At 73.9% G+C, this 23,853-nt stretch carries 24 protein-coding genes, 1 other RNA gene and 1 pseudogene; 15 read left to right on the forward strand and 11 right to left on the reverse strand.

Annotated elements, in window-relative coordinates:
* The first annotated feature begins 21 nt into the window (after positions 1 to 21).
* Together AW27_RS24035 and AW27_RS24040 are read left to right on the forward strand one after the other, a co-directional pair.
* Positions 22 to 2,154 carry an acyl-CoA dehydrogenase family protein gene (locus AW27_RS24035; RefSeq protein ID WP_037927369.1) on the forward strand — a complete coding sequence of 711 codons (2,133 nt, stop codon included), beginning with the start codon at positions 22 to 24 and terminating at the stop codon, positions 2,152 to 2,154.
* Positions 2,155 to 2,169: 15 nt separating this feature from the next.
* Entirely contained in the window at positions 2,170 to 3,357 is a 1,188-nt protein-coding gene (locus AW27_RS24040) for a lipid-transfer protein (protein WP_037927366.1), read from the forward strand.
* Between the two features lie 105 nt (positions 3,358 to 3,462).
* Here AW27_RS24040 and AW27_RS24045 read toward each other — a convergent pair whose 3' ends face one another.
* The 4 genes from AW27_RS24045 to AW27_RS24060 all read right to left on the reverse strand — a co-directional run bounded on the left by AW27_RS24045 (position 3,463) and on the right by AW27_RS24060 (position 5,036).
* Positions 3,463 to 3,645, reverse strand: coding sequence for a hypothetical protein (locus AW27_RS24045; protein ID WP_037927364.1), 183 nt, complete (start codon positions 3,643 to 3,645; stop codon positions 3,463 to 3,465).
* A gap of 9 nt (positions 3,646 to 3,654) precedes the next feature.
* Positions 3,655 to 3,993, reverse strand: a complete 339-nt coding sequence (locus AW27_RS24050) for a hypothetical protein (protein WP_078556972.1) — start codon at positions 3,991 to 3,993, stop codon at positions 3,655 to 3,657.
* Positions 3,980 to 4,525, reverse strand: coding sequence for an RNA polymerase sigma factor (locus tag AW27_RS24055; protein WP_037927361.1), 546 nt, complete (start codon positions 4,523 to 4,525; stop codon positions 3,980 to 3,982). Before AW27_RS24055 ends, AW27_RS24050 begins: the two co-directional genes overlap by 14 nt.
* Before the next feature lie 157 nt (positions 4,526 to 4,682).
* Entirely contained in the window at positions 4,683 to 5,036 is a 354-nt protein-coding gene (locus tag AW27_RS24060) for a response regulator (RefSeq protein WP_236647822.1), read from the reverse strand.
* A gap of 217 nt (positions 5,037 to 5,253) precedes the next feature.
* Here AW27_RS24060 and AW27_RS24065 point away from each other — a divergent pair, with 217 nt between their 5' ends.
* The 3 genes from AW27_RS24065 (at position 5,254) to AW27_RS24075 (ending at position 8,238) form a co-directional block, all read left to right on the forward strand.
* Positions 5,254 to 6,108 carry a MaoC/PaaZ C-terminal domain-containing protein gene (locus AW27_RS24065; RefSeq protein WP_037927358.1) on the forward strand — a complete coding sequence of 285 codons (855 nt, stop codon included), beginning with the start codon at positions 5,254 to 5,256 and terminating at the stop codon, positions 6,106 to 6,108.
* 21 nt (positions 6,109 to 6,129) lie between these two features.
* Complete coding sequence (locus AW27_RS24070) at positions 6,130 to 7,206, forward strand: Zn-dependent alcohol dehydrogenase (RefSeq protein ID WP_037927355.1); 1,077 nt, start codon at positions 6,130 to 6,132, stop codon at positions 7,204 to 7,206.
* A gap of 90 nt (positions 7,207 to 7,296) precedes the next feature.
* Positions 7,297 to 8,238: a 3-oxoacyl-ACP reductase gene (locus tag AW27_RS24075; protein ID WP_037927352.1), complete on the forward strand. Its 942-nt coding sequence runs from the start codon at positions 7,297 to 7,299 to the stop codon at positions 8,236 to 8,238.
* 20 nt (positions 8,239 to 8,258) lie between these two features.
* On the opposite strand, the gene AW27_RS24080 is transcribed toward AW27_RS24075, so the two are convergent.
* Positions 8,259 to 9,338, reverse strand: coding sequence for a hypothetical protein (locus AW27_RS24080; RefSeq protein ID WP_037927727.1), 1,080 nt, complete (start codon positions 9,336 to 9,338; stop codon positions 8,259 to 8,261).
* Positions 9,339 to 9,562: 224 nt separating this feature from the next.
* Here AW27_RS24080 and AW27_RS24085 point away from each other — a divergent pair, with 224 nt between their 5' ends.
* Genes AW27_RS24085 through AW27_RS24095 form a run of 3 tightly spaced genes read left to right on the forward strand, consistent with a single transcriptional unit; the run spans position 9,563 to position 12,500 of the window.
* Positions 9,563 to 10,429: a Nif3-like dinuclear metal center hexameric protein gene (locus AW27_RS24085; protein WP_078556970.1), complete on the forward strand. Its 867-nt coding sequence runs from the start codon at positions 9,563 to 9,565 to the stop codon at positions 10,427 to 10,429.
* Complete coding sequence (locus AW27_RS24090; RefSeq protein WP_201773415.1) at positions 10,426 to 11,169, forward strand: zinc ribbon domain-containing protein; 744 nt, start codon at positions 10,426 to 10,428, stop codon at positions 11,167 to 11,169. The genes AW27_RS24085 and AW27_RS24090 overlap by 4 nt, the downstream gene beginning before the upstream one ends.
* Entirely contained in the window at positions 11,169 to 12,500 is a 1,332-nt protein-coding gene (locus AW27_RS24095; RefSeq protein WP_037927347.1) for a bifunctional RNase H/acid phosphatase, read from the forward strand. Before AW27_RS24090 ends, AW27_RS24095 begins: the two co-directional genes overlap by 1 nt.
* Positions 12,501 to 12,756: 256 nt before the next feature.
* Here the strand turns inward: AW27_RS24095 and rnpB are convergent.
* Positions 12,757 to 13,158: RNase P RNA component class A (rnpB, locus tag AW27_RS24100), an RNA gene on the reverse strand.
* Positions 13,159 to 13,235: 77 nt separating this feature from the next.
* Between rnpB and AW27_RS24105 the strand changes: the two genes are divergently transcribed.
* The 3 genes from AW27_RS24105 to yaaA all read left to right on the forward strand — a co-directional run bounded on the left by AW27_RS24105 (position 13,236) and on the right by yaaA (position 15,681).
* The gene (locus AW27_RS24105; protein WP_037927344.1) at positions 13,236 to 13,970 is read left to right on the forward strand and encodes a MerR family transcriptional regulator; all 735 of its coding nucleotides are present in this window, start codon (positions 13,236 to 13,238) and stop codon (positions 13,968 to 13,970) included.
* Positions 13,967 to 14,797, forward strand: coding sequence for a hypothetical protein (locus tag AW27_RS24110; RefSeq protein ID WP_037927341.1), 831 nt, complete (start codon positions 13,967 to 13,969; stop codon positions 14,795 to 14,797). Before AW27_RS24105 ends, AW27_RS24110 begins: the two co-directional genes overlap by 4 nt.
* A gap of 80 nt (positions 14,798 to 14,877) precedes the next feature.
* On the forward strand, positions 14,878 to 15,681 hold the full coding sequence (yaaA, locus tag AW27_RS24115; RefSeq protein ID WP_037927333.1) for a peroxide stress protein YaaA: 804 nt from the start codon (positions 14,878 to 14,880) through the stop codon (positions 15,679 to 15,681).
* Positions 15,682 to 15,704: 23 nt separating this feature from the next.
* On the opposite strand, the gene AW27_RS24120 is transcribed toward yaaA, so the two are convergent.
* Positions 15,705 to 16,454 carry a bifunctional DNA primase/polymerase gene (locus tag AW27_RS24120; RefSeq protein WP_037927329.1) on the reverse strand — a complete coding sequence of 250 codons (750 nt, stop codon included), beginning with the start codon at positions 16,452 to 16,454 and terminating at the stop codon, positions 15,705 to 15,707.
* Between the two features lie 170 nt (positions 16,455 to 16,624).
* Complete coding sequence (locus AW27_RS24125) at positions 16,625 to 17,236, reverse strand: TetR/AcrR family transcriptional regulator (protein ID WP_037927327.1); 612 nt, start codon at positions 17,234 to 17,236, stop codon at positions 16,625 to 16,627.
* A 139-nt stretch (positions 17,237 to 17,375) separates the two neighbouring features.
* On the opposite strand from AW27_RS24125, the pseudogene ddaH reads away from it, so the two are divergent.
* Positions 17,376 to 18,203: pseudogene (gene ddaH, locus AW27_RS24130) on the forward strand (dimethylargininase); the annotation flags it as partial.
* Positions 18,204 to 18,216: 13 nt separating this feature from the next.
* On the opposite strand, the gene AW27_RS24135 reads toward ddaH, so the two are convergent.
* Both AW27_RS24135 and AW27_RS24140 read right to left on the reverse strand, forming a co-directional pair.
* Entirely contained in the window at positions 18,217 to 19,230 is a 1,014-nt protein-coding gene (locus tag AW27_RS24135; protein WP_037927320.1) for a small ribosomal subunit Rsm22 family protein, read from the reverse strand.
* Between the two features lie 69 nt (positions 19,231 to 19,299).
* Positions 19,300 to 20,619, reverse strand: a complete 1,320-nt coding sequence (locus AW27_RS24140; protein ID WP_172671394.1) for a Bcr/CflA family multidrug efflux MFS transporter — start codon at positions 20,617 to 20,619, stop codon at positions 19,300 to 19,302.
* Between the two features lie 109 nt (positions 20,620 to 20,728).
* Between AW27_RS24140 and AW27_RS24145 the strand changes: the two genes are divergently transcribed.
* Genes AW27_RS24145 through AW27_RS24155 form a run of 3 tightly spaced genes read left to right on the forward strand, consistent with a single transcriptional unit; the run spans position 20,729 to position 22,985 of the window.
* Positions 20,729 to 21,490, forward strand: coding sequence for an SDR family oxidoreductase (locus AW27_RS24145; protein WP_037927317.1), 762 nt, complete (start codon positions 20,729 to 20,731; stop codon positions 21,488 to 21,490).
* A gap of 59 nt (positions 21,491 to 21,549) precedes the next feature.
* Positions 21,550 to 22,413, forward strand: coding sequence for a PhzF family phenazine biosynthesis protein (locus AW27_RS24150; protein WP_037927314.1), 864 nt, complete (start codon positions 21,550 to 21,552; stop codon positions 22,411 to 22,413).
* Positions 22,410 to 22,985, forward strand: coding sequence for a GNAT family N-acetyltransferase (locus AW27_RS24155; RefSeq protein ID WP_236647813.1), 576 nt, complete (start codon positions 22,410 to 22,412; stop codon positions 22,983 to 22,985). The genes AW27_RS24150 and AW27_RS24155 overlap by 4 nt, the downstream gene beginning before the upstream one ends.
* Positions 22,986 to 22,989: 4 nt before the next feature.
* On the opposite strand, the gene efeU is transcribed toward AW27_RS24155, so the two are convergent.
* Entirely contained in the window at positions 22,990 to 23,853 is an 864-nt protein-coding gene (efeU, locus tag AW27_RS24160) for an iron uptake transporter permease EfeU (RefSeq protein WP_037927306.1), read from the reverse strand.

The raw sequence follows: 23,853 nt of genomic DNA on the forward strand, positions 1-23,853 counted from the left end.
ACGTGTTCTAGTCTGCCGCGCATGGGCATCGGAATCACGCAGGAGCAGCGGGAGTTGGCCGAGGCGATGCGCGGCTGGGTGGCGCGGGTCGTGCCTCCCGAAGAGGTGCGCAAGCTGCTCGACTCCCCGCCGCGGACCGGGGTGCGACCCGGCTACTGGGACGCTCTGGCGGAGTCCGGGCTCCTGGAGCCGCACCTGGAGGGCGGGACCCTGCTCGACCTGGCCGTCGTCGTCGAGGAGGCCGCCCGGGCCGCCCTGCCGGGCGCGTACCTGCCGAGCGCGCTGGCCTCCGTACTGCTCGACCGGGCCGGGGCCGATCCCCTTGCCGGCCGGGTCGGGGCGGTCGCGCTGGAGCCGGGGAGCCTGACCGCCACGGTCACCGAGGGCGGCGGGCACCTGCTCGACGGGCTCGCACCGCCGGTGCTCGGCGCCGGCGAGGCCGATCTGGTGCTGCTCGCCGCGGAGACCGCGCACGGGCCCCGCTGGTTCGCCGTGGACGCCGCCTCGCTGGACATCCGTACGCACGACAGTGCGGATCCGACCCGGCCCACCGCCGAGGTGCGGGCCCGCGGTGCGGTCGTCCCCGCCGGGCGGCTGTTGGAGCTGGACCCGGCACTGGTCCGCGACCTCGCCTGCACGCTGTTCGCCGCCGACGCGTGCGGCACCGCCGCCTGGGCCCTGCACACGGCCGCCGAGTACGCCAAGGTGCGCGAGCAGTTCGGTCGGCCCATCGGGCGGTTCCAGGGCGTCAAGCACCTGTGCGCCGACATGCTCGTGCGGCTGGAGCAGGCCCGCGCGCTGGCCTGGGACGCAGCCGGCGCCATGGACGAGCCCGCCGAGGTGCGCTCGCTGGTCGCGGCCCTCGCCGCCGGGACCGCCCTGGACACCGCGTACTCCTGCGCCAAGGACTGCATCCAGATCCTCGGCGGGATCGGATTCACCTGGGAGCACGATGCCCACATCCATCTGCGGCGGGCCGTCGTCGCCCGCCAGCTGCTCGGGCCCGGCGACGGGCACCGGGTACGGGCCGTGCGGTGCGCGGCGGGCGGCGCCCGGCGGGAGCTGCGCCTTGAGCTGCCCGACGAGGCCGAGGCGTACCGCGCGAAGGCCCGCGCCGCCGTCGAGGGCGCGCGCGGCCTCGACCCGGCCGCCGCCCGGCGGGTCCTGGCCCCCACCGGCTACGCGGCGCCCTACCTGCCGCCGCCCTACGGCCTGGGCGCCGGACCCGTGGAGCAGATCGTCGTCCAGCAGGAGCTCGCGGCCGCCGGGGTCAAGGTCTCCGACCTCGGCATCGCCACCTGGATCGTGCCCTCCCTGCTGGCCTACGGGACGCAGGCGCAGCGCGACGCCTACGCACTCCCCACCCTGCGCGGGGAGATCAGCTGGTGCCAGCTCTTCTCCGAGCCGGGCGCCGGCTCCGACCTGGCCTCGCTGCGGACCCGGGCGGACCGGCGGGAGGACGGCTCCTGGCTGGTCAACGGGCAGAAGGTGTGGACGAGTTCCGCGCACAGCGCCGACTTCGGGATCCTGCTGGCGCGCACCGACCCGGCGGCGCCCAGGCACAAGGGGCTCGGGTACTTCGTCGTCGACATGAAGAACACCCCCGGGATCGACGTCCGGCCGCTGAAGGAGATCACCGGCGAGGCCCTCTTCAACGAGGTCTACCTCGACGACGTCGAACTCCCGGCGGACGCCCTGGTCGGCGCGGCCGACGACGGCTGGAAGGTGGCCCGCAACACCCTCGGCAACGAACGGGTGCACATGGCCGACCAGATGACCTTCGACACCGGACTGGAGGCGCTCCTCGCGCGCGCCGCCGACCTCGACGGCGCGCAGCGGGCCCGCCTCGGCGCGCTGGCCGCCGAGGCGCACGCCCTGGCCTGCATCGGGCTGCGCACCACGCTCCAGCAGGTGTCGGGGCTGGAGCCGGGCGCGGGCGCCTCCGTGCGCAAACTCGTCCAGACCCCGCACCAGCAGCGGACCGCCGAGTTGGCGCTCGAACTGCTCGGGCCGGCGGGCGCGGTGCAGGAGGGGGCGGGGGAGCGGGCGGTGCACGCCATGCTCATGTCCCGCTGCCTGACCATCGCCGGGGGCACCACGCAGGTCCAGCTCAACGTCGTCGCCGAGCGGATTCTCGGCCTTCCGAGGGACTGAAGGGACACCAGGGGCATGAAGTCGTACATCGTGGGCGTCGGCATGACGAAGTTCGAGAAGCCCGAGTCGCGGGACCGGCAGTACTGGGACATGGCGAAGGAGGCCGGGACCGCGGCGCTCGCGGACGCGGGCGTGGACTACGGGCTGGTGCAGCAGGTGCCGGTGGGCTACTGCTTCCAGGCCTCCACCGCCGGCCAGCGCGCGGCGTACGAGCTGGGGCTGAGCGGGGTGCCGGTCTACAACGTCAACAACAACTGCGCGACGGGATCGACGGCGCTGATGATGGCGCGGCAGTTCGTGGAGGGCGGACTGAGCGACTGCGTGCTGGCGCTGGGCTTCGAGAAGATGAAGCGGGGCGCGCTGGGCGGGGGCGCTGACGGAGGGGACTTCAAGACGTCGCCGGTGGCCCGGCACTACGCGATCATGGCGGCGGGCCACGGCTTCGAGATGTCTCCGCCCACGGCGCAGATCTTCGGCAACGCGGCGCGCGAGCACATGGAGCGGTACGGGACCACGCCCGCGCAGCTCGCGGCGGTCGGCGCGAAGAACCACCGGCACTCGGCGGACAACCCGAACGCGCAGTTCCAGGACGTGTACTCGGTCGAGGAGATCCTGGCGGCGAAGGAGATCCACGCACCGCTGACGAAACTCCAGTGCTCCCCGACCTCGGACGGGGCGGCGGCGGCCCTGGTGGTGTCCGAGCGGTTCCTGGTGGCGCACGGGCTGCACGACAAGGCGGTGGAGATCGTCGGACAGGCCATGACGACGGACACGGAGGAGTCGTTCGCGTCGGGCTCCTGCATCGACGTGGTCGGCAAGCCGATGAGCGCGGCGGCGGCCCGGCAGGCGTACGAGGCGTCCGGGCTCGGCATCGAGGACGTGGACGTGGTGGAGCTGCACGACTGCTTCTCGATCAACGAGCTGCTGACGTACGAGGCGCTGGGCATGTGCGAGGACGGGGCCGCGGGCAAGCTGGTGGAGAGCGGGGCCACGACGTACGGGGGGCGGTGGGTGGTGAATCCCTCGGGCGGGCTCATCTCCAAGGGCCACCCGCTGGGCGCGACGGGGCTGGCGCAGGCGGCGGAACTGGTCTGGCAGCTGCGGGGCGAGGCGGGTGCGCGGCAGGTCGCGGGCGCACGCGTCGGCCTGGCCCACAACATCGGCCTGGGCGGGGCGGCGGTCGTCACGCTGCTGCGCCGCTGACCGCGCCCCCACCGCCCCGCCGCAGCCGCACCCCGGGGCCCGGCCTCGGACACCCCGTTGCCCCCAGACCGACGGGACCCGGCCCCCGGACCAGGCTCCGGGCACTCAACCGGGGATGTGCCACACCGCCACCAGCTGGGCACCCTCCGTCGCGGTGCCCTCCCGGAGGGCGAACGGAGCGTCCGGGCCGGCGAGCGCGAACAGGGCGGCCCGGAGCTCGGCGGCGGGGAGCGGCGGCGTACCGGGTTCGGGGTGCCGGGTGCCGGTCAGTCGGTCGAAGAGGCCCATCGGGCAAGCCTACGAAATCCCCTTCCCGGCCCAGGACTTCCGTGCAGCCGGTTTCAGTTCGCAGCGGCCGTCGGTGCACTGCCTGCGGAGGCGGCCCCGGGAGACGGTCTCGGCCAGCCCGATCGCCCAGCACATCGGGCAGCCGCGCAGCGCGACCAGCCCGACCGGCGCGAGGAGCAGGGTGGCCGGGCCGAAGACCGGGATGAGGGCGAAGGCCGCGATCAGCGCGCCGAAGCCCACTGCGCCCCGCGCCAGGTGCCGCGGCACGGACGCGCTCGCGAAGCCGGATCCGGAGGATCGGGAGGATCGGGAGGATCGGGAGGGAGTCGCGGTGTCAGTGGTGGGCACGGGTGTCCCCCAGGGTGTGCTGGAGTGCCGCACGGGCGCGGTGGAGTCGCGACTTCATCGCGGCGGTGCTCAAGCCCAGGGCCTCGGCGGCGGTCCGCCCGCTGTGCCCCTGGACGTCCCGCATGATCAGCACGCTCCGTTGGTCCGCCGGCAGCGCGGCGATGGCCTCCGCCACCCGTCCCGCCTCCAGGCGCCGCAGCACCTCGTCCTCGGCGGACATGACGGCCGTGTCCGGCAGCGGCGGGCGCTCCCTCGGCATCAGCCGGGCGCGGCGCAGGCACTCGTTGCGCACGATGCGGAACATCCACGACGCCAGCGCCCCGGAAGCCCTGAGCAAGCCGACCCTGCGGTACAGGATGATCAGCGCTTCCTGGGCCGCGTCCTCGGCGTCCTCGCGCGATGCGCACAAGGAGTGCGCGAAGCGGCGTACGTTCGGATGCGACCCGGCGACCAGCGCAGTGAGCGAATCGAGGTCACCGGCCTGCGCGGCGACCACCAGCGCCTCGCCCGGCCAGTCGGTACGGTCAGCCACGGGCCCGGCCCCGCTTGCGCAGAACGGCGACGGTGCACGCGCAGAGCAGGGCGGCCGCGCCGGCGACGGCGAGAGCAGTGATCACGACAACCTCCAGGTCAGGTGCCGACCTCGGCGTCGGCGACATACACAAGAGGCATGGGCACGTCGAAAGGATTCACCCCAGGGCCGGATCGATCACCGTCTCGCCCGTCGAGGCCCGGCGGATCGCCTCCGCCAGGGCCTCCACCCGGTCGTCCCGCAGGACCAGCCCCGCCGCGCCGGCGGCGAGCGCGGCCTCCCGCAGGCCCGGGCGCGCCGAGCCCGTCAGGACCAGGATCCGGCACTCCGGATCGTCCTCCAGCAGGGCGGTCACCGCCGCGAGATCCTCCACCAGAGCCACCTCGGGGCGGGCCGCCGCGTCCCGTACGACGTCGATGTCCGGCTGGAGGCCGAGCTGGAGCGCCAGAGCCGGATTGTGCGGTTCCAGGAGGACCCGCAGGGTGCGGGTCCGGCGGTGTTCCACGGGCATTTCGTCCACCTGCAAAGCCTATCTGACGGGCAGTCAAGAGTCTTCCCAAGTGCCGGGGCGTGCGTTATACATTCCCTCACCGGCCGAGCCTAGAACGCGTTCTAGAACCGGTCGCCCCGCAAACGACCTCGGTGCGGCCGACGGTGCGGACGGCCGCGCCGAGGTCTTCCAGGGCAGCGATTTTCCCGCCACACCGACGACAGGGAGCCGCATCCTCATGCCGATCGACGCCGCCAGGGCACTCGCCGCAGACCCCCGTCAGGGGGACATCGGCTGGGACCACAAGGACATCCAGCTCTACCACCTCGGCCTCGGCGCGGGCCTGCCGGCCACCGACCCGGAGGAGCTGCGCTACACCCTCGAATCCAAGCTCCACGTCCTGCCCAGCTTCGCGACCGTCGCCGGAGCCGGCATGGCCATGCTCGGCGGCCTCGCCGCCCCCGGCATCGAGGTCGACCTCGCCCACGTCCTGCACGGCGGCCACTCCATCGAGCTGCACCGGCCCATTCCCGTCACGGGGCGGGCCACCTCCAGCTCCAAGGTCGCCGCCGTCTACGACAAGGGCAAGGCGGCCGTGATCGTGCTGCGCTCCGAGGTCGCCGACGCCGACGGACCGCTGTGGACCAGTGACGCGCAGATCTTCGTACGCGGAGAGGGCGGCTTCGGCGGCGAGCGCGGGCCCTCCGTCAAGGGGGAGCTGCCCGGGCGGGACCCCGACCGGGTCGAGGAGCGGCACGTCCGCGAGGACCAGGGCCTGCTCTACCGCCTCTCCGGCGACTGGAACCCCCTGCACGCCGATCCCGAGTTCGCCAAGCTCGCCGGCTTCGACAGGCCGATCCTGCACGGCCTGTGCTCGTACGGCATGACCCTCAAGGCCGTCGTCGACACGGCCCTCGGCGGGGACGTCTCCCGGGTCCGCACCTACCGCACGCGCTTCGCCGGGATCGTCTTCCCGGGCGAGACGCTGCGCATCCGGATGTGGCAGGAGACCGGCCGCGTCCTGGTGTCGGTGACCGCCGTCGAACGGGACGACGCGCCGGTCCTCGCCGACACCGTCGTCGAACACTCGTAGCACCCACTAAGGAGCCGCACCGTGCGCGCAGCACTGCAGAGCGAGATCGGCCAGGACAAGCTGGAAGTCGTCGACGACATGGAAGCCGTGGGCTTCGGCCCCGGCAAGGTCAGGATCCGGGTCAGGGCCACCGGCCTGTGCCACTCGGACCTGTCCGCCATGAGCGGTGTCCTGCCGCAGCCCGCCCCCTTCGTCCCGGGTCACGAGGGATCCGGCGTGATCACCGACGTCGGCGACGGTGTCACCGGCCACGCGATCGGCGACCGCGTCCTCGTCTGCTGGCTGCCGCCCTGCGGTCACTGTCCCTCCTGCAGGCGCGGCCAGGGCCACCTGTGCCTGGAGGCGTTCGGGAACGTCGCCACCCCCAACTTCAAGCGGGCCGCGGGCGACGTCTTCGGCTTCGCCGGCACCGGCACCTTCTCCGAAGAGATGGTGGTCCCCGCCGCCTGCGCGATCCCGATCCCCGACGACCTCCCCTTCGACATCGCGGCACTGATCGGCTGTGGCGTCACCACCGGCCTCGGAGCGGCCGTCAACACCGCCAGGGTGGAGGCCGGCTCCTGCGTCGCCGTCATCGGCTGCGGCGGCGTCGGCATATCCGTCATCCAGGGAGCCAAGGTGCAGGGCGCCGCCCAGATCATCGCCGTGGACCCGGTCGAGTCCCGCCGCGAGGCGGCCCTGCGCTTCGGAGCCACCGAGGCGGTCGCCCCGGAGGAGTTCGCCGACGCCAGGCACCGGATCACCGCCGGCGAGGGCTTCGACTACGTCTTCGAGGTCGTCGGCAAGTCCGCGACGGTGCAGAAGGCGTACGAGATGACACGGCGCGGCGGGTCGGTCGTCGTGGTCGGGGCCGGCGCCCTCGACGACGACTTCCGGATCAACATGTTCTCGCTCTTCTTCGACGAGAAGAAGATCCTGCCGTCGATGTACGGCGGCGGTGACGTGCTGCGCTCCTACGAGCGCACCATCTCCCTGTGGCGGGCCGGCCGCATCGACCTGGCCAACCTGATCACGCACCGGGTGAGCCTGGCGGAGGTCAACGACGCCCTGGACCAGATGCGCACCGGCGTCGCCCTGCGCACCTGTATCGAACTCTGACCCGGCCGCCGGCCCTTCCCGGCCGCCCCGATCACCGACCCGTTCTGCAGGTCCGTTCCGCCGATCCGATCTCCGAGGGGAACCGTACGGATGTCACTGCCACTTGAGGGACTCTCCGCCATCGTCACGGGGGCGGGCCGCGGGCTCGGCCGGGCCGAGGCGATCGAGCTCGCGCGGCTGGGTGCGAGCGTGGTCGTCAACGACTTCGGCCAGCCCGGCCGGGACGGCTCGGGGGAGGCCTCGGCCGCCCCGGCCCAGGAGGTGGCCGAGGAGATCCGCGCCGCGGGCGGGCGGGCCGTCGCCCATCTCGGCGACGTGGCCGACTTCGAGCAGGCCCGTGAGCTGGTCGAGCTGGCCGTCGACCGCTACGGGAAGCTCGACATCCTGGTCAACAACGCGGGCATCCTGCGCGACCGGATGGTCTTCTCGATGTCGGAGGAGGAATGGGACGCGGTGATCCGGGTCCACCTCAAGGGCCACTTCAACACCACCCGCTTCGCGTCCGCCCACTGGCGCGAACGGTCCAAGGCGGCCGGCGGCCCGGTCTACGGCCGGATCGTCAACACCTCCTCCGAGGCCTTCCTCGGCGGCTCGGCCGGCCAGCCGAACTACGCCGCGGCCAAGGGCGGCATCGTGGGGCTGACGACCTCGACCGCCCTGGCCCTGGCCAAGTACGGGGTGACGGCCAACGCCATCTGCCCGCGTGCCCGCACCCGTATGACGGAGGACGTCTTCGCCGGCTTCGAGGTCCCCGAGGACGGCACGCTGGACGCCCTCGCCCCCGAGCACGTGGCCCCGCTCGTCGGCTACCTGGCCTCACCCGCCTCCGCCAGGGCCAACGGGCAGCTCTTCGTCGTGCACGGCGGCATCGTCGTCGTCATGGAACGCCCCAGGGTGGCGGCGAAGTTCGACACGGGCAAGGAGTCCTTCTCCTACGAGGAGCTCGACCAGGCCCTCACCCCGTACTACGACTCCCGCCCGGCGAACGAGACCTTCGCCGCGCCGGAGGTCCTCGGCCTCAGGCACGGCTGAGCCGCCGCCGAACTTGCCGCCTACTGCCGCCCCGCCAGGGGGGCCTGCTGGAGCGGGACCGGGCGGGGCGACGGCGGGGGCTGCCGGTCCGGGCGGACCGGCGGGGGAGGGGAGGCGGGAAGGCTCATCCCGACGATCCCGCAGGGCGCCTCCGCTGTCGTGCACGGCAGGTGCAGGCGGCCCTGCGGGCTCCACATCCCCGCCCCGCCCAGCCACCCCGTCGGGGCGGCCAGCCGGAAGACACGCCGGTCGGCGGGACGCCACAGGCCGATGTCCCCCTCGGGCAGCCACAGCGCCACCCCGCAGCTCTCCGGCATCAGGGCCTGGCCGGGCTGGAGCGCGAAGGGCAGTGCTTCCCCGAGCCGCAGACACTCCGGGAAGCGGACGGGGCGGGAGCTGCCCAGCACCCCCCAGCCCAGGCGCGGTTCGCCCGGGGCGTCGGAGCGGATCAGCAGCAGCCCGCTGTCGGGCTCGGCCCGCAGCAGCCGGTCGTCGCTGTCCTCGGTGATCTGGAGCAGCGGTGAGACCTCTCCGTCACGTCCCAGGTCCACGGCGACGGCTTTGACGGTGCCGTCCAGCTCGCGGTCCAGCGCCAGCAGCCGGCCCGTCCGGTCGAGCCACACGCCACCCGAGCAGCGTCCCGGGATCCGGGCCACCGGCTGCGGCCCGAACGCGCACCCGGCCACCTGCCACAGCGTGGTCACGGTGTCCGACGCGGCCACGGCGAAGGCACTGGAGCCGTCCGGGGCCGGCGGGAGCAGGAAGACCCGTACGCCCTCCTCCGCGTCCACCCCGCCCAGCCGGAGCTCCCCGGTGCGCGGCCCGGCCGCGGCGCCCGTCGGGTAGAGCAGGGAGAAGGCGTGGCGGTCCGCGACCCGCCGGTGGATCAGCACGCGCCCGTCGGACAGCGGGAGGAGCCCGCTGTCGGCCTCCTCGGGCTGGGCGAGGGGCAGCGGCACCGCGTACGGCTCGGGACCGGCCAGGGTCCAGCGTTCCGCGTAGCGCGCCTCGCCCTCTCCGGCGAGCCGGGCGGCGTACGACCCGTCCGCGGAGATCGCGAACGGGGCCGTGGTCGTCATCTCGATGGCACAGACAGTCATCCGGGCCGTCACCTCCGGTGAGGAAGCTAGTTTTCGGGATTCCTGCCGAACAACACGACCAAGGCGGCTTCACACGTAAGGGTGTCCGGGCGGCGATTCGTCGGTGAGGGGCGGCGCGATTGTGCTGTCCGACATCGAAAGGCAGGCACCGCGGCCGTCCGGCGGGCAGCTCCACCAGGACCGGCGCTGACCGGGCCGGGCGCCACGGACGGTAGCCTTGGCCCGTGCCCCGTCTCTCTGAAGTCATCGCCGCGCTGGACGCTCTCTGGCCCCCCTCGCGGGCCGAGCAGTGGGACGCGGTCGGAACCGTATGCGGCGAACCCGAAGCCGAGGTCACCCGGGTCCTGTTCGCGGTGGACCCCGTCCAGGAGATCGCCGACGAAGCCGTGGAGCTGGGGGCCGACCTGATCGTCACCCACCACCCCCTGTACCTGCGCGGTACCACCACGGTCGAGGCCGGCACCTTCAAGGGCCGCGTCGTGCACACGCTGATCAAGAACGACATCGCGCTGCACGTCGCCCACACCAACGCCGACACCGCCGACCCGGGCGTCTCCGACGCCCTCGCCGGCGCCCTGGACCTGCGGATCACCGGTCCGCTGGTGCCGGACCCGACCGACCCGGAGGGCCGCCGAGGCCTCGGCCGGATCTGCGAGCTGGACCGCCCCGAGCCCCTGCGCGAGTTCGCCGCCCGCTGCGCCGCGTGGCTGCCGCCGACCGCCCAGGGCATCCGGGTCGCCGGCGACCCGGACGCCATGATCCGGCGCGTCGCCGTCAGCGGCGGCTCCGGCGACAGCCTCCTCGCCGAGGTCCGCGCCGCCGGCGTGGACGCCTTCGTGACCGCCGACCTGCGTCACCACCCGGTGTCCGAGGCCCGCGAGCAGAGCCCGCTGGCCCTCGTCGACGCCGCTCACTGGGCCACCGAGTGGCCCTGGTGCGAGCAGGCCGCCGCGCAGCTCGACGCGATCTCCGAGCGCCACGGCTGGGGTCTGCGCACCCACGTCTCGCGCACGGTCACCGACCCGTGGACGGCGCACGCGCCGTCCGTCGTCTCTTCAACTCCCTCATCTATCTCAGGAGCCCCCAACTGAACGCCGAGCCCGCCGACCAGATCCGACTTCTCGATGTCCAGGCGCTGGACGTCCGGCTGTCTCAGCTCGCCCACAAGCGCACGTCGCTGCCCGAGCACGCCGAGCTCGACACGCTCACCAAGGACCTGACGCAGCAGCGCGACCTGCTGGTCGCCGCCCAGACCCAGGCGAGCGACACGGCACGCGAGCAGACCAAGGCGGAGCAGGACGTCGACCAGGTGCGCCAGCGCGCGGTCCGCGACCAGCAGCGGCTGGACTCCGGCGTGGGCATCTCGGCCCGGGACCTGGCGAACCTGCAGAGCGAGGTCGTCTCCCTCGCCAAGCGCCAGGGCGACCTGGAGGACGTGGTCCTGGAGGTCATGGAGCGGCTGGAGGCCGCGCAGGAGCGCGTCTCCGAGCTCACCGGACGGGTCTCCGCGCTGGAGGCCAAGGTGGCCGACGCCACCGCCCGCCGTGACGCGGCCACCGCCGAGATCGACACCGAGGCCGCCAAGGTCACCAAGGACCGCGAGGTGATCGTCACCTCGATGCCGGGCGACCTGATGGCCCTGTACGAGAAGATCCGCGTCAAGCAGGGCGGGGTGGGCGCCGCGCGCCTCTACCAGCGCCGCTGCGAAGGCTGCCGGCTGGAGCTCGACATGGCCGAGGTCAACGAGATCAAGGCCGCGGCCCGCGACCAGGTCGTCCGGCACGAGAACTGCGGCCGCATCCTGGTCCGTACGGCCGACTCGGGCATCTGATGCCGCGTTTCGTCGTCGAGGCCGACGGCGGGTCCCGGGGCAACCCGGGGCCGGCCGGCTACGGCGCCGTCGTCCTCGACCCGGCCTCGGGCGAGACGCTGGCCGAGCGCGCCGAGTTCATCGGCGTCGCGACGAACAACGTGGCGGAGTACAAGGGCCTGATCGCCGGGCTCACGGCCGCCCGTGACCTCGCGTCCGACGCGGTGGTCCTGGTCCGGATGGACTCCAAACTCGTCGTCGAGCAGATGTCGGGCCGCTGGAAGATCAAGCACCCGGACATGAAGCCGCTCGCGGCCGAGGCCGCGCGGATCCTGCCCCGCGCGCAGGTGACGTACGAGTGGATCCCGCGCGAGCGGAACAAGCACGCGGACCGGCTCGCCAACGAGGCGATGGACGCGGGCAATCGCGGCGGGCAGTGGGAGCCGTCGGCCTCCTCCGCCGCCCTCGACGCGTCCGCCGCCCGGTCCCTGGCCACCCCGCCGCCGTCCGGCCCGCCCGGGGACGCCGCCGCGGGCGCCGCAGCGGCGCGCGCCGCCCTGGCGGCCTCCCGGGGCGGCACGGACACCGCCGCCGCGCCCGCTTCCTCCTCTGTGCCGGTCGCCGTGTCGGCGCCCGCGGAGGCCGGCGCCGACACGGGCGGACCGCTCGTCGCGACGGCACCGCCCGCCGCCGCGCCCGCGGGCGGCCAGGGCTGGGCGCCCGACACGGGCGCCCCGGCCACCTTCGTGCTGCTGCGCCACGGCGAGACCGCGCTCACCCCCCAGAAGCGGTTCTCCGGAAGCGGGGGGAGCGACCCCGAGCTGTCCCCGGCCGGCCGTCGCCAGGCGGCGGCCGTCGCGGAGGCGCTTGCCGCCCGTGGCACCGTGCAGGCGGTCGTCAGCTCCCCGCTGCTCCGCTGCCGCGAGACCGCCCGGGCCGTCGCCGACCGCCTCGGACTCGACGTGAGCGTCGAACAGGGCCTGCGCGAGGTGGACTTCGGTGCCTGGGAGGGCCTGACCTTCGCCGAGGTGCAGGAACGCTTCCCGGAGGACCTCCAGGCCTGGCTGGACTCCCCGAAGGCCGCCCCCACCGGCGGCGGGGAGAGCTTCGCGGCCGCCGCCCGCAGGATCTCGGCCACCCGTGACCGGCTGCTGGCCGCCCACGCGGGGCGGACCGTCCTGCTGGTCACCCATGTGACCCCGGTCAAAACCCTGGTCCGCCTGGCCCTCGGGGCACCGCCGGAGTCGCTGTTCCGGATGGAGCTCTCGGCGGCCTCCCTCTCGGCGGTGGCCTACTACGCCGACGGCAACGCCTCGGTCCGCCTGCTGAACGACACCTCGCACCTGCGGTAGGCCCGGCCGACGGATCCCGCCCCGCCGGGCCCCCGGCCGGGCCGGATCCTTGCGGTGCGGGTGGTGCGGGTGGTGCGGGTGGTGCGGGTGGTGCGGGTGGTGCGGGTGGTGAAGGCGGTGCGCGGTGCCACCGAGGAGACATTCCGGCGGGGCACCGCCGGAACCTGGCGGGTGCCGTCCCACGGCAGCCGGCAACCCCGGCGGGAGCCGAAGGGTGCGGGTCGAGAACCGCGTCCCCGAACGGGAGCGGAAGCGGCAGACGAGCCGGCCTGTACGCCGGGTTCTGTCGCCCGGAGACCTCGCGGTCGCCGGGGAGACGGCCATCCATCTAGGACCGGCGTTGCCGCCGGCCTCGTGCGGTCTACCCGCGAACTCGGGCGGGCAGCCCTCAAGCGTTCGCGCAGACCCGTCCGGGGACGGATCCTCTTGACCTTGCTCCAGGTGGGGTTTACCTAGCCGCCTGGGTCACCCCAGGCGCTGGTGGTCTCTTACACCACCGTTTCACCCTTACCGGGGGCCGAAGCCCCTGGCGGTCTGTTTTCTGTGGCACTGTCCCGCGGGTCACCCCGGGTGGGCGTTACCCACCACCCTGCCCTGTGGAGCCCGGACGTTCCTCGGCGGGATCCGAAGATCCCGACGCGGCCGCCCGGCCGACTCGTCTGCCGTGGCGACCATGGTACCGGCTGTGTCATCGCCGCTTGACCTTGCCGCGACGGCAAGGTTTCTACTGGGGTCATGCGGATCGGAGAGATCGCCGCGGTCGTCGGGGTCACCACCCGGGCGATCCGGCACTACCACCATGTCGGGCTGCTCCCGGAACCGGAGCGGCGCCCCAATGGCTACCGGGCCTACACCGTCCGGGACGCCGTCCTGCTGGCCCGCGTACGGCGGCTCACCGAGCTCGGCCTCAGCCTCGACGAGGTGCGCGACGTCCTCGCGGACGACGCCGGGCGCGACCTGGCGGACGTCCTGGAGGAGCTCGACGCCGACCTCGCCCGGCAGGAGTCCGAGATCAAGGAGCGGCGGCGACGGCTCGCGGTGCTCCTGGCCGCCCGGCCGGGGGAGGGCGAGCCGATGTCGCCCGCGCTCGCCGGGCTGCTGGCGAAGGCGCCGCGCACGACCTCGCCGTCCGCGGCGAAGGACCGCGAACACCTGACGCTCCTCGACGCGTCGGGCGCGGGCGGCGAGGAGGTCTACGCCGCGCTCGGACCGCTGGCCGCCGACCCCGGGGTGCTCGCCCTGTACGAGCGGCTGGACGAACTCGCCGACGCCTGCGCGGACGACCCGCGGATCCCGGGCCTGGCCGCGGAGCTGGTGGCCGTGGTCCCCGACGAGGTGTTCGCCGCGATCCCCCGGAACGGGGCGGTCGTGGCCGGGTTCCAGGAGGCGCTGCTCGCCGAGTACGCGCCCGCGCAGGCGGAGGTCGTCCGCCGCGTCATGCAGGCCTTCATCGAGCGGGGGCGCCGATGATCCGCGCCGCACGGGCGGCGCGGATCGCGGCGGCCGCTGTCCTGCCGGCCGAGCTGGTGCTCGTGGTGTGCCGGGCGGCCGGGGTGCGGCTGCCCACGCCGGCCCTGGCCGCGGCCGGAGCCGGCGTGTTCGCGATGCTCCTGCTCCAGATAGGGGTGCTGCGCGGGCTGTACGCCGCCGCCCGGGCCGCCGGCGGGGAACCCCGGGCCGCCCTGCGGACGGCGGTCCGGGCCATGGTCCCGGTCCAGGTGCGGCGGCTGCTGCGGCACGAGCTGCGCGCCGGAGCCTCCCTCGGCCGGTGGGTCCTGCGCAGGAAGCACGGGGTGCGGCACGGCGACCTCGCCGCCGCGTACACCGGGCCGCAGACGGCCATGATGTACGGGATGGTCTTCGTGTCGGTGGTCGAGACCGTGGCGCTGGCCCTCCTCATCCCCTGGCCGGCGGTCCACCGGGCGGTGCTCGTGCTGGACGTGTACGGGATCGTGCTGGTGATCGCCCTGCACGCCGCCTGCGTCACCCGGCCGCACGTGGTCGGTGCCGACGGCTCGTTGCGGATCCGCTACGGCGCCCTCTTCGACCTCGTCGTCCCGCCGGACGCGGTGGCCTCGGTACGGGTGGAGCGCCGCTATCCGGAGGGGCGGCTGGTCACGGTCTCCGACGACGGGGTGCTCGACCTCATCGTCGGCAGTCAGACCACGGTGACCCTGGAGCTGAGCCGCCCGCTCGCCTTCACCCGCCCGCTCGGCGCCCGCGGATCGGCCACCACCGTCCGCTTCCACGCGGACGACCCCGGCACCCTGGTCTCGGCCCTGCGCCGGCCGGCATAGGGCGGGGCGGGACCGGCGGGCGTCTACCCTGGCCGGGGGGCCGCACCCCCTGTGCCGTGCCGTACTGAAGGAGAACCACCGTGCTCGTGCTGCTGCCGCCCTCCGAGGGAAAGGCCGCCGGAGGCTCCGGCGCACCGCTGGAGCCGCAGGAGCTGTCGCTGCCGGGTCTGGCGCAGGCCCGGGCGGCGGTGCTGGCGGAGCTCGTCGACCTGTGCTCGGGCGACGAGCTGAAGGCCCGTGAGGTGCTGGGCCTGAGCGAGGGCCTGCGGGGCGAGGTCGCGAAGAACGCGGAGCTGCGCTCGGCGGCGGCCCGCCCGGCGGGGGAGGTCTACACCGGCGTGCTCTACGACGCGCTGGGCCTGGCCGACCTGCCGGCGCCGGCGCGGGCGATGGCCGAGGACACGCTGCTCGTCTTCTCCGGGCTGTGGGGCGCGGTGCGCGTCACCGACCGCATCCCCTCCTACCGCTGCTCGATGGGCGTGAAGCTCCCGGGGCTGGGGGCGCTCGGCGCGTACTGGCGCGCGCCGATGGCGGAGGTGCTGCCCGCCGCCGCCGGGGACGGGCTCGTACTGGACCTTCGTTCGGCGGCGTACGCGACGGCGTGGAAGCCCAGGGGCGAGGTCGCGGGTCGGACCGCGACGGTGCGGGTGCTGCACGCGCAGACGGTCGACGGCGTGGAGAAGCGGTCCGTGGTGAGCCACTTCAACAAGGCCACGAAGGGCCGGCTGGTCCGGGACCTGCTGGTGGCGGGTGCCGTGCCCGGTTCGCCCGCCGAGTTGGTGACGGCCCTGCGGGACCTGGGGTACGTCGTCGAGGCGGAAGCCCCCGCGAAGGCGGGCCGGGCCTGGTCCCTCGACGTGGTCGTGACGCAGATCCACCACTGACGCGCGGCGGCCGCTGCCGCTCCTCAGCGGCCGAGCGGCCAGGCCACCGTCGCCGGCGTGCGGTCGGAGGTGTCGGCGTACGCGGCGCAGGCGTCCGTCAGGGTCTCCAGGAGGGTCAGCGGGTCCGGGAGGGGGTGTTCCATGCCGCGGATCCAGCTCACCGCATGGTCGCCGGGGAGGGCCGCCGGCGGGACCAGGACGTAGCTGCCGCGGCAGTGCCAGCGCAGGCCCGGGTGCTCGTCCATGGTCTCGGGCTGGCAGTCCAGCGCGCACGGCCACCACTCGTCTTCGTCCTCGGGGGTGCCGCGGGTGGCGGTGAAGAAGAGCATCCGGGCCTGGTCGCCGGTGCCGCCCGATTCGGCGACGGGGCCGACCTTGACGCCGGCCTCCAGGAGCCGTGCCAGGGCGGCGGCGCCGGCTTCCAGCGGGACGTCGAGCACGTCGTGGACCATGCCGGTCGCGGTGATGAAGTTGGCCTCGGGCTGGTTGCGGGCCCACCGCTCGATCTGCGCGCGGTCGGTGGTCGACTGGGTCTGCCAGGCGAAGGAGACCGGATGCCGTGCCGGGGTCGGACAGCCGATGCGGTCGCACGAGCACCGGTATTCGGCGGGATGGGCCGCGGGGGCGAGGGGAAGACCGGCGGCGGCAACGGCCACGAGGAGCGCCTCGCGGTCCCGTGCGGGGTCCTCGGCGGTGGGTTTCTGCCGCCGGCGCAGCCACTGGGAAATCCTGCTCTGCTCGCCGCGTTTGACGCGGCCGGACTCAGACCCCATCGATCCCCTCACCTCACCGTTACCCCGGCAGACCTTCACATGGTCCCACCATCCTGCGCCCAGGGTGACCGCTCTTCGAGACCGGGGGGCCGTGGACGGGTGACCGCAAATACCTGCATACCAGCAGAATCGGTGCAAACATGCCCGGGTGAACGCAGGGGGTCGGGCGTCTAGCGGGCGGTGACGTTTGCCACCCCGCCGAGCACCCGGTCCACCAGCGCGTCGGTGTACGCGTGCGTGAGCGGCGCGGTGCGCATCAACCAGCGGTAGGTCAGCGGCCCCACCAGCATCTCGACCGTGAGCCGCAGATCGGTGTCCGGCGCGAGCTGGCCGGCCTCGCGGGCCGTGCGCAACCGGGCCTCGTAGAGGGCGAGCTGGGGCTCCAGGAGCTGCTCGGTGAACCGGGCGCCGAGCTCGGGGTCGCTGGCGCCGGCCGCCGTCAGGGCGCGCACGGGGGCCTCGTACTTCTCGTCGTTGAACTCGTCGACCGTCGCCCGCATCACGTGCTTCAGGTCGGCGGCGAGGTCCCCGGTGTCGGGGAAGCCGGTCCACCCGGCGTCCGTCTCCGCGTCCCCGGCGAGGGCGAGGGAGGCCTCCAGGAGGACGGCGGCCTTCGAGGGCCACCACCGGTAGATGGTCTGCTTGCCGACGCCGGCCCGGGCGGCGATGGCCTCGATGGTCAGCTTGTTGTAGCCGACCTCCCCGACCAGGGCGAGCGCGGCATCGAGGATGGCGCGCCGGGAGCGGTCGCTGCGGCGCGCGGCGTCAGGGGTCTTGGGCATGCCCCGAAGCTATCAAGCGAGACGTCTCGTCTCTTCGTCTCTCCGGCTCTCATCGTTTCGGTAAACCACCCCATCGGTCCACTGCGCCGTCCCGGTCGAGGAGGCACGATTCTCTCCAGCACTCGTCCCGAGTCGTGAAAGTCGTGAGGAGCCTTCTTTGCGCAGAGACGCCACACCCCGGCGCTACCTGATGTGCCCACCTGCACACTTCAAGGTCACGTACTCCATCAATCCGTGGATGGATCCCACGAAACCGGTGGACCTGCCCCTCGCCCTGACCCAGTGGGAGGACCTCAGGGACCGCTACCTGTCCCTCGGCCACGCCGTGGAGACGCTCGTACCCGATCCCGCGCTGCCCGACATGGTGTTCGCGGCGAACGGGGCCCTGGTGGTCGACGGCCGGGTCCTCGGGGCCCGGTTCGCCCACCGGGAAAGGGGCCCCGAGGCCGACATCCACCTCGACTGGTTCCGCGGACACGGATACCGGGACATCCACGAGCCCGCCCACGTCAACGAGGGCGAGGGCGACTTCGCCGTCACGGCGAGCTTCATCCTCGCCGGGCGCGGCTTCCGATCCAGCCCGCTCTCGCATGACGAGGCCCAGGAGTTCTTCGGCCGCCCCGTCATCGGCCTCGACCTGGTGGACCCGCGCTACTACCACCTCGACACGGCGCTCAGCGTCCTCGACGGCGACGAGGTCATGTACTACCCGGAGGCCTTCTCGCCCGGCAGCAGGGGCGTGCTCCGCAGGCTCTTCCCCGACGCGCTGATCGCCGACGGCAGGGACGCGGCCGCCCTCGGCCTGAACGCGGTGTCCGACGGCCGGCACGTCCTGCTCCCGCAGGCGGCCACCGGGCTGTTCGGCCCGCTGCGCGACCGGGGCTTCGAGCCGATCCCGATGGACCTGGGAGAACTGCTCAAGGGCGGCGGCAGCGTGAAGTGCTGCACCCAGGAGCTGCGCCCGTAGGACCAGGCACTGCCTAGTCCGCCGAGGGCGGCGGCCAGGCCCGGCCCCAGTCGGCGTCCCGTGCGGCCCTGTAGAGGTCGCCGTGGCGCTTGGTCACGTTGACCCGGGTCAGGCCCGCGCCGTCGCCCTCCTCGGGGCCGCACAGCTCCAACAGCACCAGCCCCTTGCGGATCTGCGGCCTGCGCGTGATCCGGAAGGCGGCCGGCTCCACGGGGAAGCGGGTCGCGGCGACGTAGCTGAACTTCTCGTCCTCGTACGGGAGCGAGCCGCCCTTGACCTGGCGGTGCAGGGAGGAGCGGCTGACCCGCGCCGAGAAGTGGCACCAGTCCTTGCCCACCTCGATGGGACAGGTCCCGTCGTGCGGGCAGGGGGCGGCCACCTTCAGCCCGGCCGCGATCAGCTGGTCGCGGGCCTCGCGGATGCGCAGGTACCCCTCGGGCGTGCCCGGCTCGATCAGCACCACGGCCCGGCCGGCCCGCGCCGCCTCGGCGACGACGGCCGTGCGGGCCTGCCCGGTCAGCTCGCCGAGCACGTACGACACCGTCACCAGGTCGGCGTCGGGGACCGACAGCCCTGAGCCGATGACGGCCCGCCGCCACTCGGCGCCGCGCAGCACGGGCGAGCCGGAGGCCGCCGCCAGCTCCCGGCCGAGGGCCAGGGCCGGCTCGGCCCAGTCCAGCACGGTGGTGCGCCGCGGGCCGTCCCAGGTGGCGTCCACCGCCCAGGCCGCCGCCCCCGTACCGCCGCCGATGTCCACGTGCGAGGCGGGCGCCCAGCCGGGTGCCGCCGCGGCCAGCCCGTGCAGGGCGGCCCGTACGGCCTCGAAGGTGGCGGGCATGCGGTAGGCCGCGTACGCCGCGACGTCCGAGCGGTCGCGCAGTACGGGCGCGTCCGTGGGGGTCCGCCCCCGGTAGTTGGCGATGAGCCGCTCGACGGCGGCGGAGGCCTGCTTGGGCGGGAGCCCGTCGAGCAGCCCGCCGAGCGTGCTGCGGAGGGACTCGGCGGTGGTGGGGGCGGAGGCGTTCACCTGCCGAGTTTACGGCGGTCCGGGGCCGGGACCGCCCTCGGGGCCCGGCCCCGGATCGGGCCGCCCGGTTCAGTCCCCGGCCGGGGCGGGCGCGGTCTGCTCGTCCCGCTGCCGCCAGGGCCGGCACAGGGCCAGGAAACAGCTGACCGACACCAGCGCGCACACCAGCTGCACCAGTGCCATCGGAACCGCGGTGCCCTCGCCCGCGACGCCGACCAGCGGCGAGGCGATCGCGCCGACCAGGAAGGACGAGGTGCCGAGCAGCGCGGAGGCCGATCCCGCCGCGTGCGGGGTCCGCATCAGCGCCTGCGCGTTGGTGTTCGGCAGCACGATGCCCATCGCCGACATCAGCACGAACAGCGCGGCGGCGACGGGGGTCAGCCCGACCTCGCCGAGGGCGCCCGTCGTCATCAGCAGCAGGGACACCGCGCAGGCCGTGACGACCGCGAGCCCGACGGCCAGCACCTTGTCCAGGCGGACCCGGCCGACCAGCAGCTTGCCGTTGATCTGGCCGACGAGGATCAAGCCGACCGAGTTCAGGCCGAAGAGCAGGGAGAAGGTCTGGGGCGAGGCCCCGTAGATCTCCTGCACCACGAAGGGGGAGGCGGAGATGTAGGAGAAGAGGACGGCGAAGGCGAAGCCGCCGGTCAGGGTGTAGCCGGTGAAGACCCGGTCGCCGAGCAGCCCGCGCATGGTCCGCAGCGCCGAGCCGACACCGCCGGTGTGCCGCAGCGCGGGCGGCAGGGTCTCGCCGAGACCGCGCCAGACCATCAGGGTGAGGACCGCGCCGACGCCGGTGAGGACGAGGAAGACCCCCCGCCAGTCGGCGAAGCGCAGCACCTGGCCTCCTATGAGGGGCGCGACGATCGGGGCGGCCCCGGATATGAGCATCAGCGTGGAGAAGAAGCGGGCCATCTCGTCGCCGTCGTACAGGTCGCGCACGACGGCACGCGCGATGACGACGCCGGCGGACCCGGCCAGCCCCTGGAGCAGCCGGAAGGAGATCAGCAGCTCGGCGGTCGGGGCGAGGGCGCAGATCGCGGTGGCCAGGACGTAGACGACCATGCCGGCGAGCAGCGGCCGGCGGCGGCCCCACCGGTCGCTCATCGGGCCGATGACGAGCTGGCCGAGGGCCATGCCGGCGAGGCACGCGGTGAGGGTCAGCTGGATCGTCGCGGCAGGGCTGCGGAGGGCGTCGGTGACCTGCGGCAGGGCCGGCAGGTACATGTCCATGGACAGCGGCGGGAGGGCGGTCAGACCACCGAGTACGAAGGTGACGAGCAGGCTCGTGCGGCGGGCGCGCGCCAGGGACGCGGGTGCGGAGCGGGCGGAGGGCGAATCGGGCGACGAATCGTGCGAGGGTGCCGTCGCGGGGCCTCTCTCCGACATGCGGAACTCCAGTCTTCTCATCTGCTCTTGTGCACCCCTGACCGACCCATGTTCTCAGCAATCGGAACGTCCCGGGACCTGGGCGTGCTGTGACGTACCCTGCGGCCCCATGGACGAACCTACGAAGAAGACCGCCGTGGTGACCGGTGCCGGCTCCGGGATCGGGCGTTCCGTGGCGCTGGCCCTGGCCGCGGCGGGATGGGCCGTGGCCCTGGCCGGCCGCCGGGTCGGACCGCTGGAGGAGACCGCCGCCGCGGCCGGGGCGGCGGCCGACGTCCTGTGCGTGCCGGCCGACGTCAGCGACCCGGACGACGTCACTCGGCTGTTCGAGTCAGTGCGGGCCCGGTACGGGCGCCTCGACCTGCTCTTCAACAACGCGGGCACCTTCGGCCCCGGCGGCGTTCCGCTGGAGGACATCACCTACGACGCCTGGCGCTCGGTCGTCGACGTCAACCTGACCGGTGCCTTCCTGTGCGCGCAGGCCGCCTTCCGGCAGATGAAGGGGCAGGATCCGCAGGGCGGACGCATCATCAACAACGGCTCCATCTCCGCCCACGTGCCCCGCCCGAACTCGATCGCCTACACCGCGACCAAGCACGCGATGACCGGCCTGACGAAGTCCCTGTCGCTCGACGGGCGGCCGTACCGCATCGCCTGCGGCCAGATCGACATCGGCAACGCGGCGACCGAGATGACCGAGCGGATGCAGACCGGCATCCTCCAGGCCAACGGGCAGCTGGCCGTCGAGCCGGTCATGGACGCCGCCGACGTCGCCCGTACGGTCCGGCACATGGCCGAGCTCCCGCTGGAGGCGAACGTGCAGTTCGCGACGGTGATGGCCACCTCCATGCCGTACATCGGCCGCGGCTGAGCCGCCGGCCCGCCCGGCGCCCGTTGCCACGGCGCACCGACGGCGCCGATCATGACCGCATGACCGATACCGAGGTACTGCGCTACACCGCGTTCTCCGGCGACCCGGACGGCGGCAACCCCGCCGGGGTCGTGCTCGACGCCTCCGGGCTGGACGAGGACGCGATGCTGGAGATCGCCGCCGGGCTGGGCTACAGCGAGACGGCCTTCCTCACCGCCCCGCCCGAAGGGCTCGGCGGCCGGGAGGGCCGCTCCTTCACCGTGCGCTACTTCAGCCCGAAGGCGGAGGTTCCCTTCTGCGGCCACGCCACCGTCGCCACGGCCGTAGCGCTGGCGGAGCGGACCGGCCCCGGCGAACTGCTCCTCGCCACCCGCGCGGGAACCGTCCCGGTGTCCGTCACCGCCGAGGACGGCCGCCTGCGGGCCACGCTGACCAGCGTCGAGCCGCACACCGAGGAGATCGGAGCCGCCGACCTCGCCGAGGCACTCGCCGCGCTGGACTGGCCGCGGGCCGACCTCGACCCGGCGTTCCCGCCGCGGATCGCCTACGCCGGAGCCCGCCACCTGGTGCTCGGCGCCGCCACCCGGGCCCGGCTCGCGGACCTCGACTACGACTTCGCCCGGCTGGAGGCGCTGATGCGGCGCCTGGACCTCACCACGGTCCAACTGGTGCACCGGACGGGTCCGCGGGAGTTCCACGTGCGCGACCCCTTCCCGGTCGGCGGCGTGGTCGAGGACCCGGCGACCGGGGCCGCGGCGGCCGCCTTCGGCGCCTACGCCCGAGAGCTCGGCCTCGTCCCGCAGGACGCCGTGCTGACCCTGCACCAGGGCGCGGACATGGGCCGCCCCGGAGTGCTCACGGTCGAACTGCGCGAAGGCGAGCGCCGCGTCCGCGTGGGCGGCACCGCGGTCCGCATCCCGTGAGCACGGCTCTGCGGGTGCTGGGGTTCGCCGAGCCGGACGTGCCCGGACGGCTGGCCCGCCAGGTGGCCGACCTGGAAGCAGAGGCCTGGCCCGGCTCCACCCCGGGGCACGACCCGGCGCTGGCGCCGCGCACCCTCCTCCTCGTCGACGACGAGGGGACGGTGGCCGCCGCGCTGGCGCTGCTGTACAAGGGGATCCCGCTCGCCGGCCGTACGTACCGGGCGGCCGGCCTCAGCTCCGTCGTGACCCGGAGCACGCGGCGCGGACAGGGGCTCGGCGGGCGGCTGGTGGCGGCCGCCCGCGCGGAACTCGCCGCCGACCCGGCCGTGGACCTGGCGCTGTTCAGCTGCGACCGGACCCTCGCGCCGTTCTACGAGGCGGCCGGCTTCGCACCGCTGCCCGGAACGGTCCTCGTGGGCGGCACCCCCGAGGACCCGCTGGCCACCGACGCCCCGGGCTTCGACAAGGTGGTGATGGCGGCGTTCTTCACCGGCGCCCGGGACGCGGACCGAGCGGCCTTCACCGCCGTGCGCGTCCCGCTCCACCCCGGGGGCGTCGACCGGCTCTGGTGACCCGTCAGCCGGCGGGCTCGCTGCCCGAGGGGGCGGAGGCCCGGGGCGGGGTGCCCGCCGGGCCGCCGCGCCCGCGCTCGGCGAAGAACAGGACCAGCACGGGGACCAGGTACAGCGCCCACACCGTCAGCTGGAGGACGGTCGGGTCCGGCTGGAAGTTGAAGACGCCCTTGAGCAGCGTCCCGTACCAGCTGTCCGGCGGGACGGCCGTGCTGACGTCGAAGGCCCTGTCGTTCAGACCGCCCAGGAAGCGGGCCTCCTGGAGGTCGTGGACGCCGTACGCGAGCACGCCGGCCGCCACCACCACCAGCATCGCGCCGGTCCACCGGAAGAACTTGGCCAGGTTGATCCGCAGGGCGCCCCGGTAGAAGAGGTAGCCCAGCACGATCGCGGTCGCGATGCCCAGCAGCACCCCGATCAGCGGAGCCGAGGAGCCCTCGCCGCTGGCCCGTACCGACGCCCACACGAACAGGGCGGTCTCCAGGCCCTCCCGGCCGACCGCCAGGAAGGCCGTCGCGACGAGCGCGCCGGTGCCCATGGCGAGCGCGGTGTCGAGCTTGCCGTGCAGCTCGGCCTTCAGGTGCCGCGCGGTGCGCTTCATCCAGAAGACCATCCACGTCACCAGCCCCACCGAGATGATCGACAGGCTGCCGCCCAGCAGCTCCTGTGCCTCGAAGGTCAGCTCCTGGGAGCCGAATTCGAGCAGGGCGCCGAAGGCGAGCGAGAGCGCGCAGGCGATCCCGATGCCGAGCCACACGGGACGCAGGGCGTCCCGGCGGCCGGTCTTGACGAGGTACGCGACCAGGATGCAGACGACCAGGCTGGCCTCCAGCCCCTCGCGCAGGCCGATCAGATAGTTGCCGAACAC

Source organism: Streptomyces sp. PCS3-D2 (assembly GCF_000612545.2).
Classification (GTDB): domain Bacteria; phylum Actinomycetota; class Actinomycetes; order Streptomycetales; family Streptomycetaceae; genus Streptomyces.

Coding starts and splice junctions, on each gene's coding strand:
- AW27_RS24105 (WP_037927344.1), top strand. CDS start 13,236: ATGCGGATCGGAGAGATCGCCGCGGTCGTCGGGGTCACCACCCGGGCG.
- AW27_RS24065 (WP_037927358.1), top strand. CDS start 5,254: ATGCCGATCGACGCCGCCAGGGCACTCGCCGCAGACCCCCGTCAGGGG.
- AW27_RS24110 (WP_037927341.1), top strand. CDS start 13,967: ATGATCCGCGCCGCACGGGCGGCGCGGATCGCGGCGGCCGCTGTCCTG.
- AW27_RS24080 (WP_037927727.1), bottom strand. CDS start 9,338: ATGACTGTCTGTGCCATCGAGATGACGACCACGGCCCCGTTCGCGATC.
- AW27_RS24150 (WP_037927314.1), top strand. CDS start 21,550: ATGACCGATACCGAGGTACTGCGCTACACCGCGTTCTCCGGCGACCCG.
- AW27_RS24145 (WP_037927317.1), top strand. CDS start 20,729: ATGGACGAACCTACGAAGAAGACCGCCGTGGTGACCGGTGCCGGCTCC.
- AW27_RS24045 (WP_037927364.1), bottom strand. CDS start 3,645: ATGGGCCTCTTCGACCGACTGACCGGCACCCGGCACCCCGAACCCGGT.
- AW27_RS24060 (WP_236647822.1), bottom strand. CDS start 5,036: ATGCCCGTGGAACACCGCCGGACCCGCACCCTGCGGGTCCTCCTGGAA.
- AW27_RS24120 (WP_037927329.1), bottom strand. CDS start 16,454: ATGGGGTCTGAGTCCGGCCGCGTCAAACGCGGCGAGCAGAGCAGGATT.
- AW27_RS24040 (WP_037927366.1), top strand. CDS start 2,170: ATGAAGTCGTACATCGTGGGCGTCGGCATGACGAAGTTCGAGAAGCCC.
- AW27_RS24125 (WP_037927327.1), bottom strand. CDS start 17,236: ATGCCCAAGACCCCTGACGCCGCGCGCCGCAGCGACCGCTCCCGGCGC.
- AW27_RS24140 (WP_172671394.1), bottom strand. CDS start 20,619: ATGTCGGAGAGAGGCCCCGCGACGGCACCCTCGCACGATTCGTCGCCC.
- AW27_RS24095 (WP_037927347.1), top strand. CDS start 11,169: ATGCCGCGTTTCGTCGTCGAGGCCGACGGCGGGTCCCGGGGCAACCCG.
- AW27_RS24035 (WP_037927369.1), top strand. CDS start 22: ATGGGCATCGGAATCACGCAGGAGCAGCGGGAGTTGGCCGAGGCGATG.
- AW27_RS24075 (WP_037927352.1), top strand. CDS start 7,297: ATGTCACTGCCACTTGAGGGACTCTCCGCCATCGTCACGGGGGCGGGC.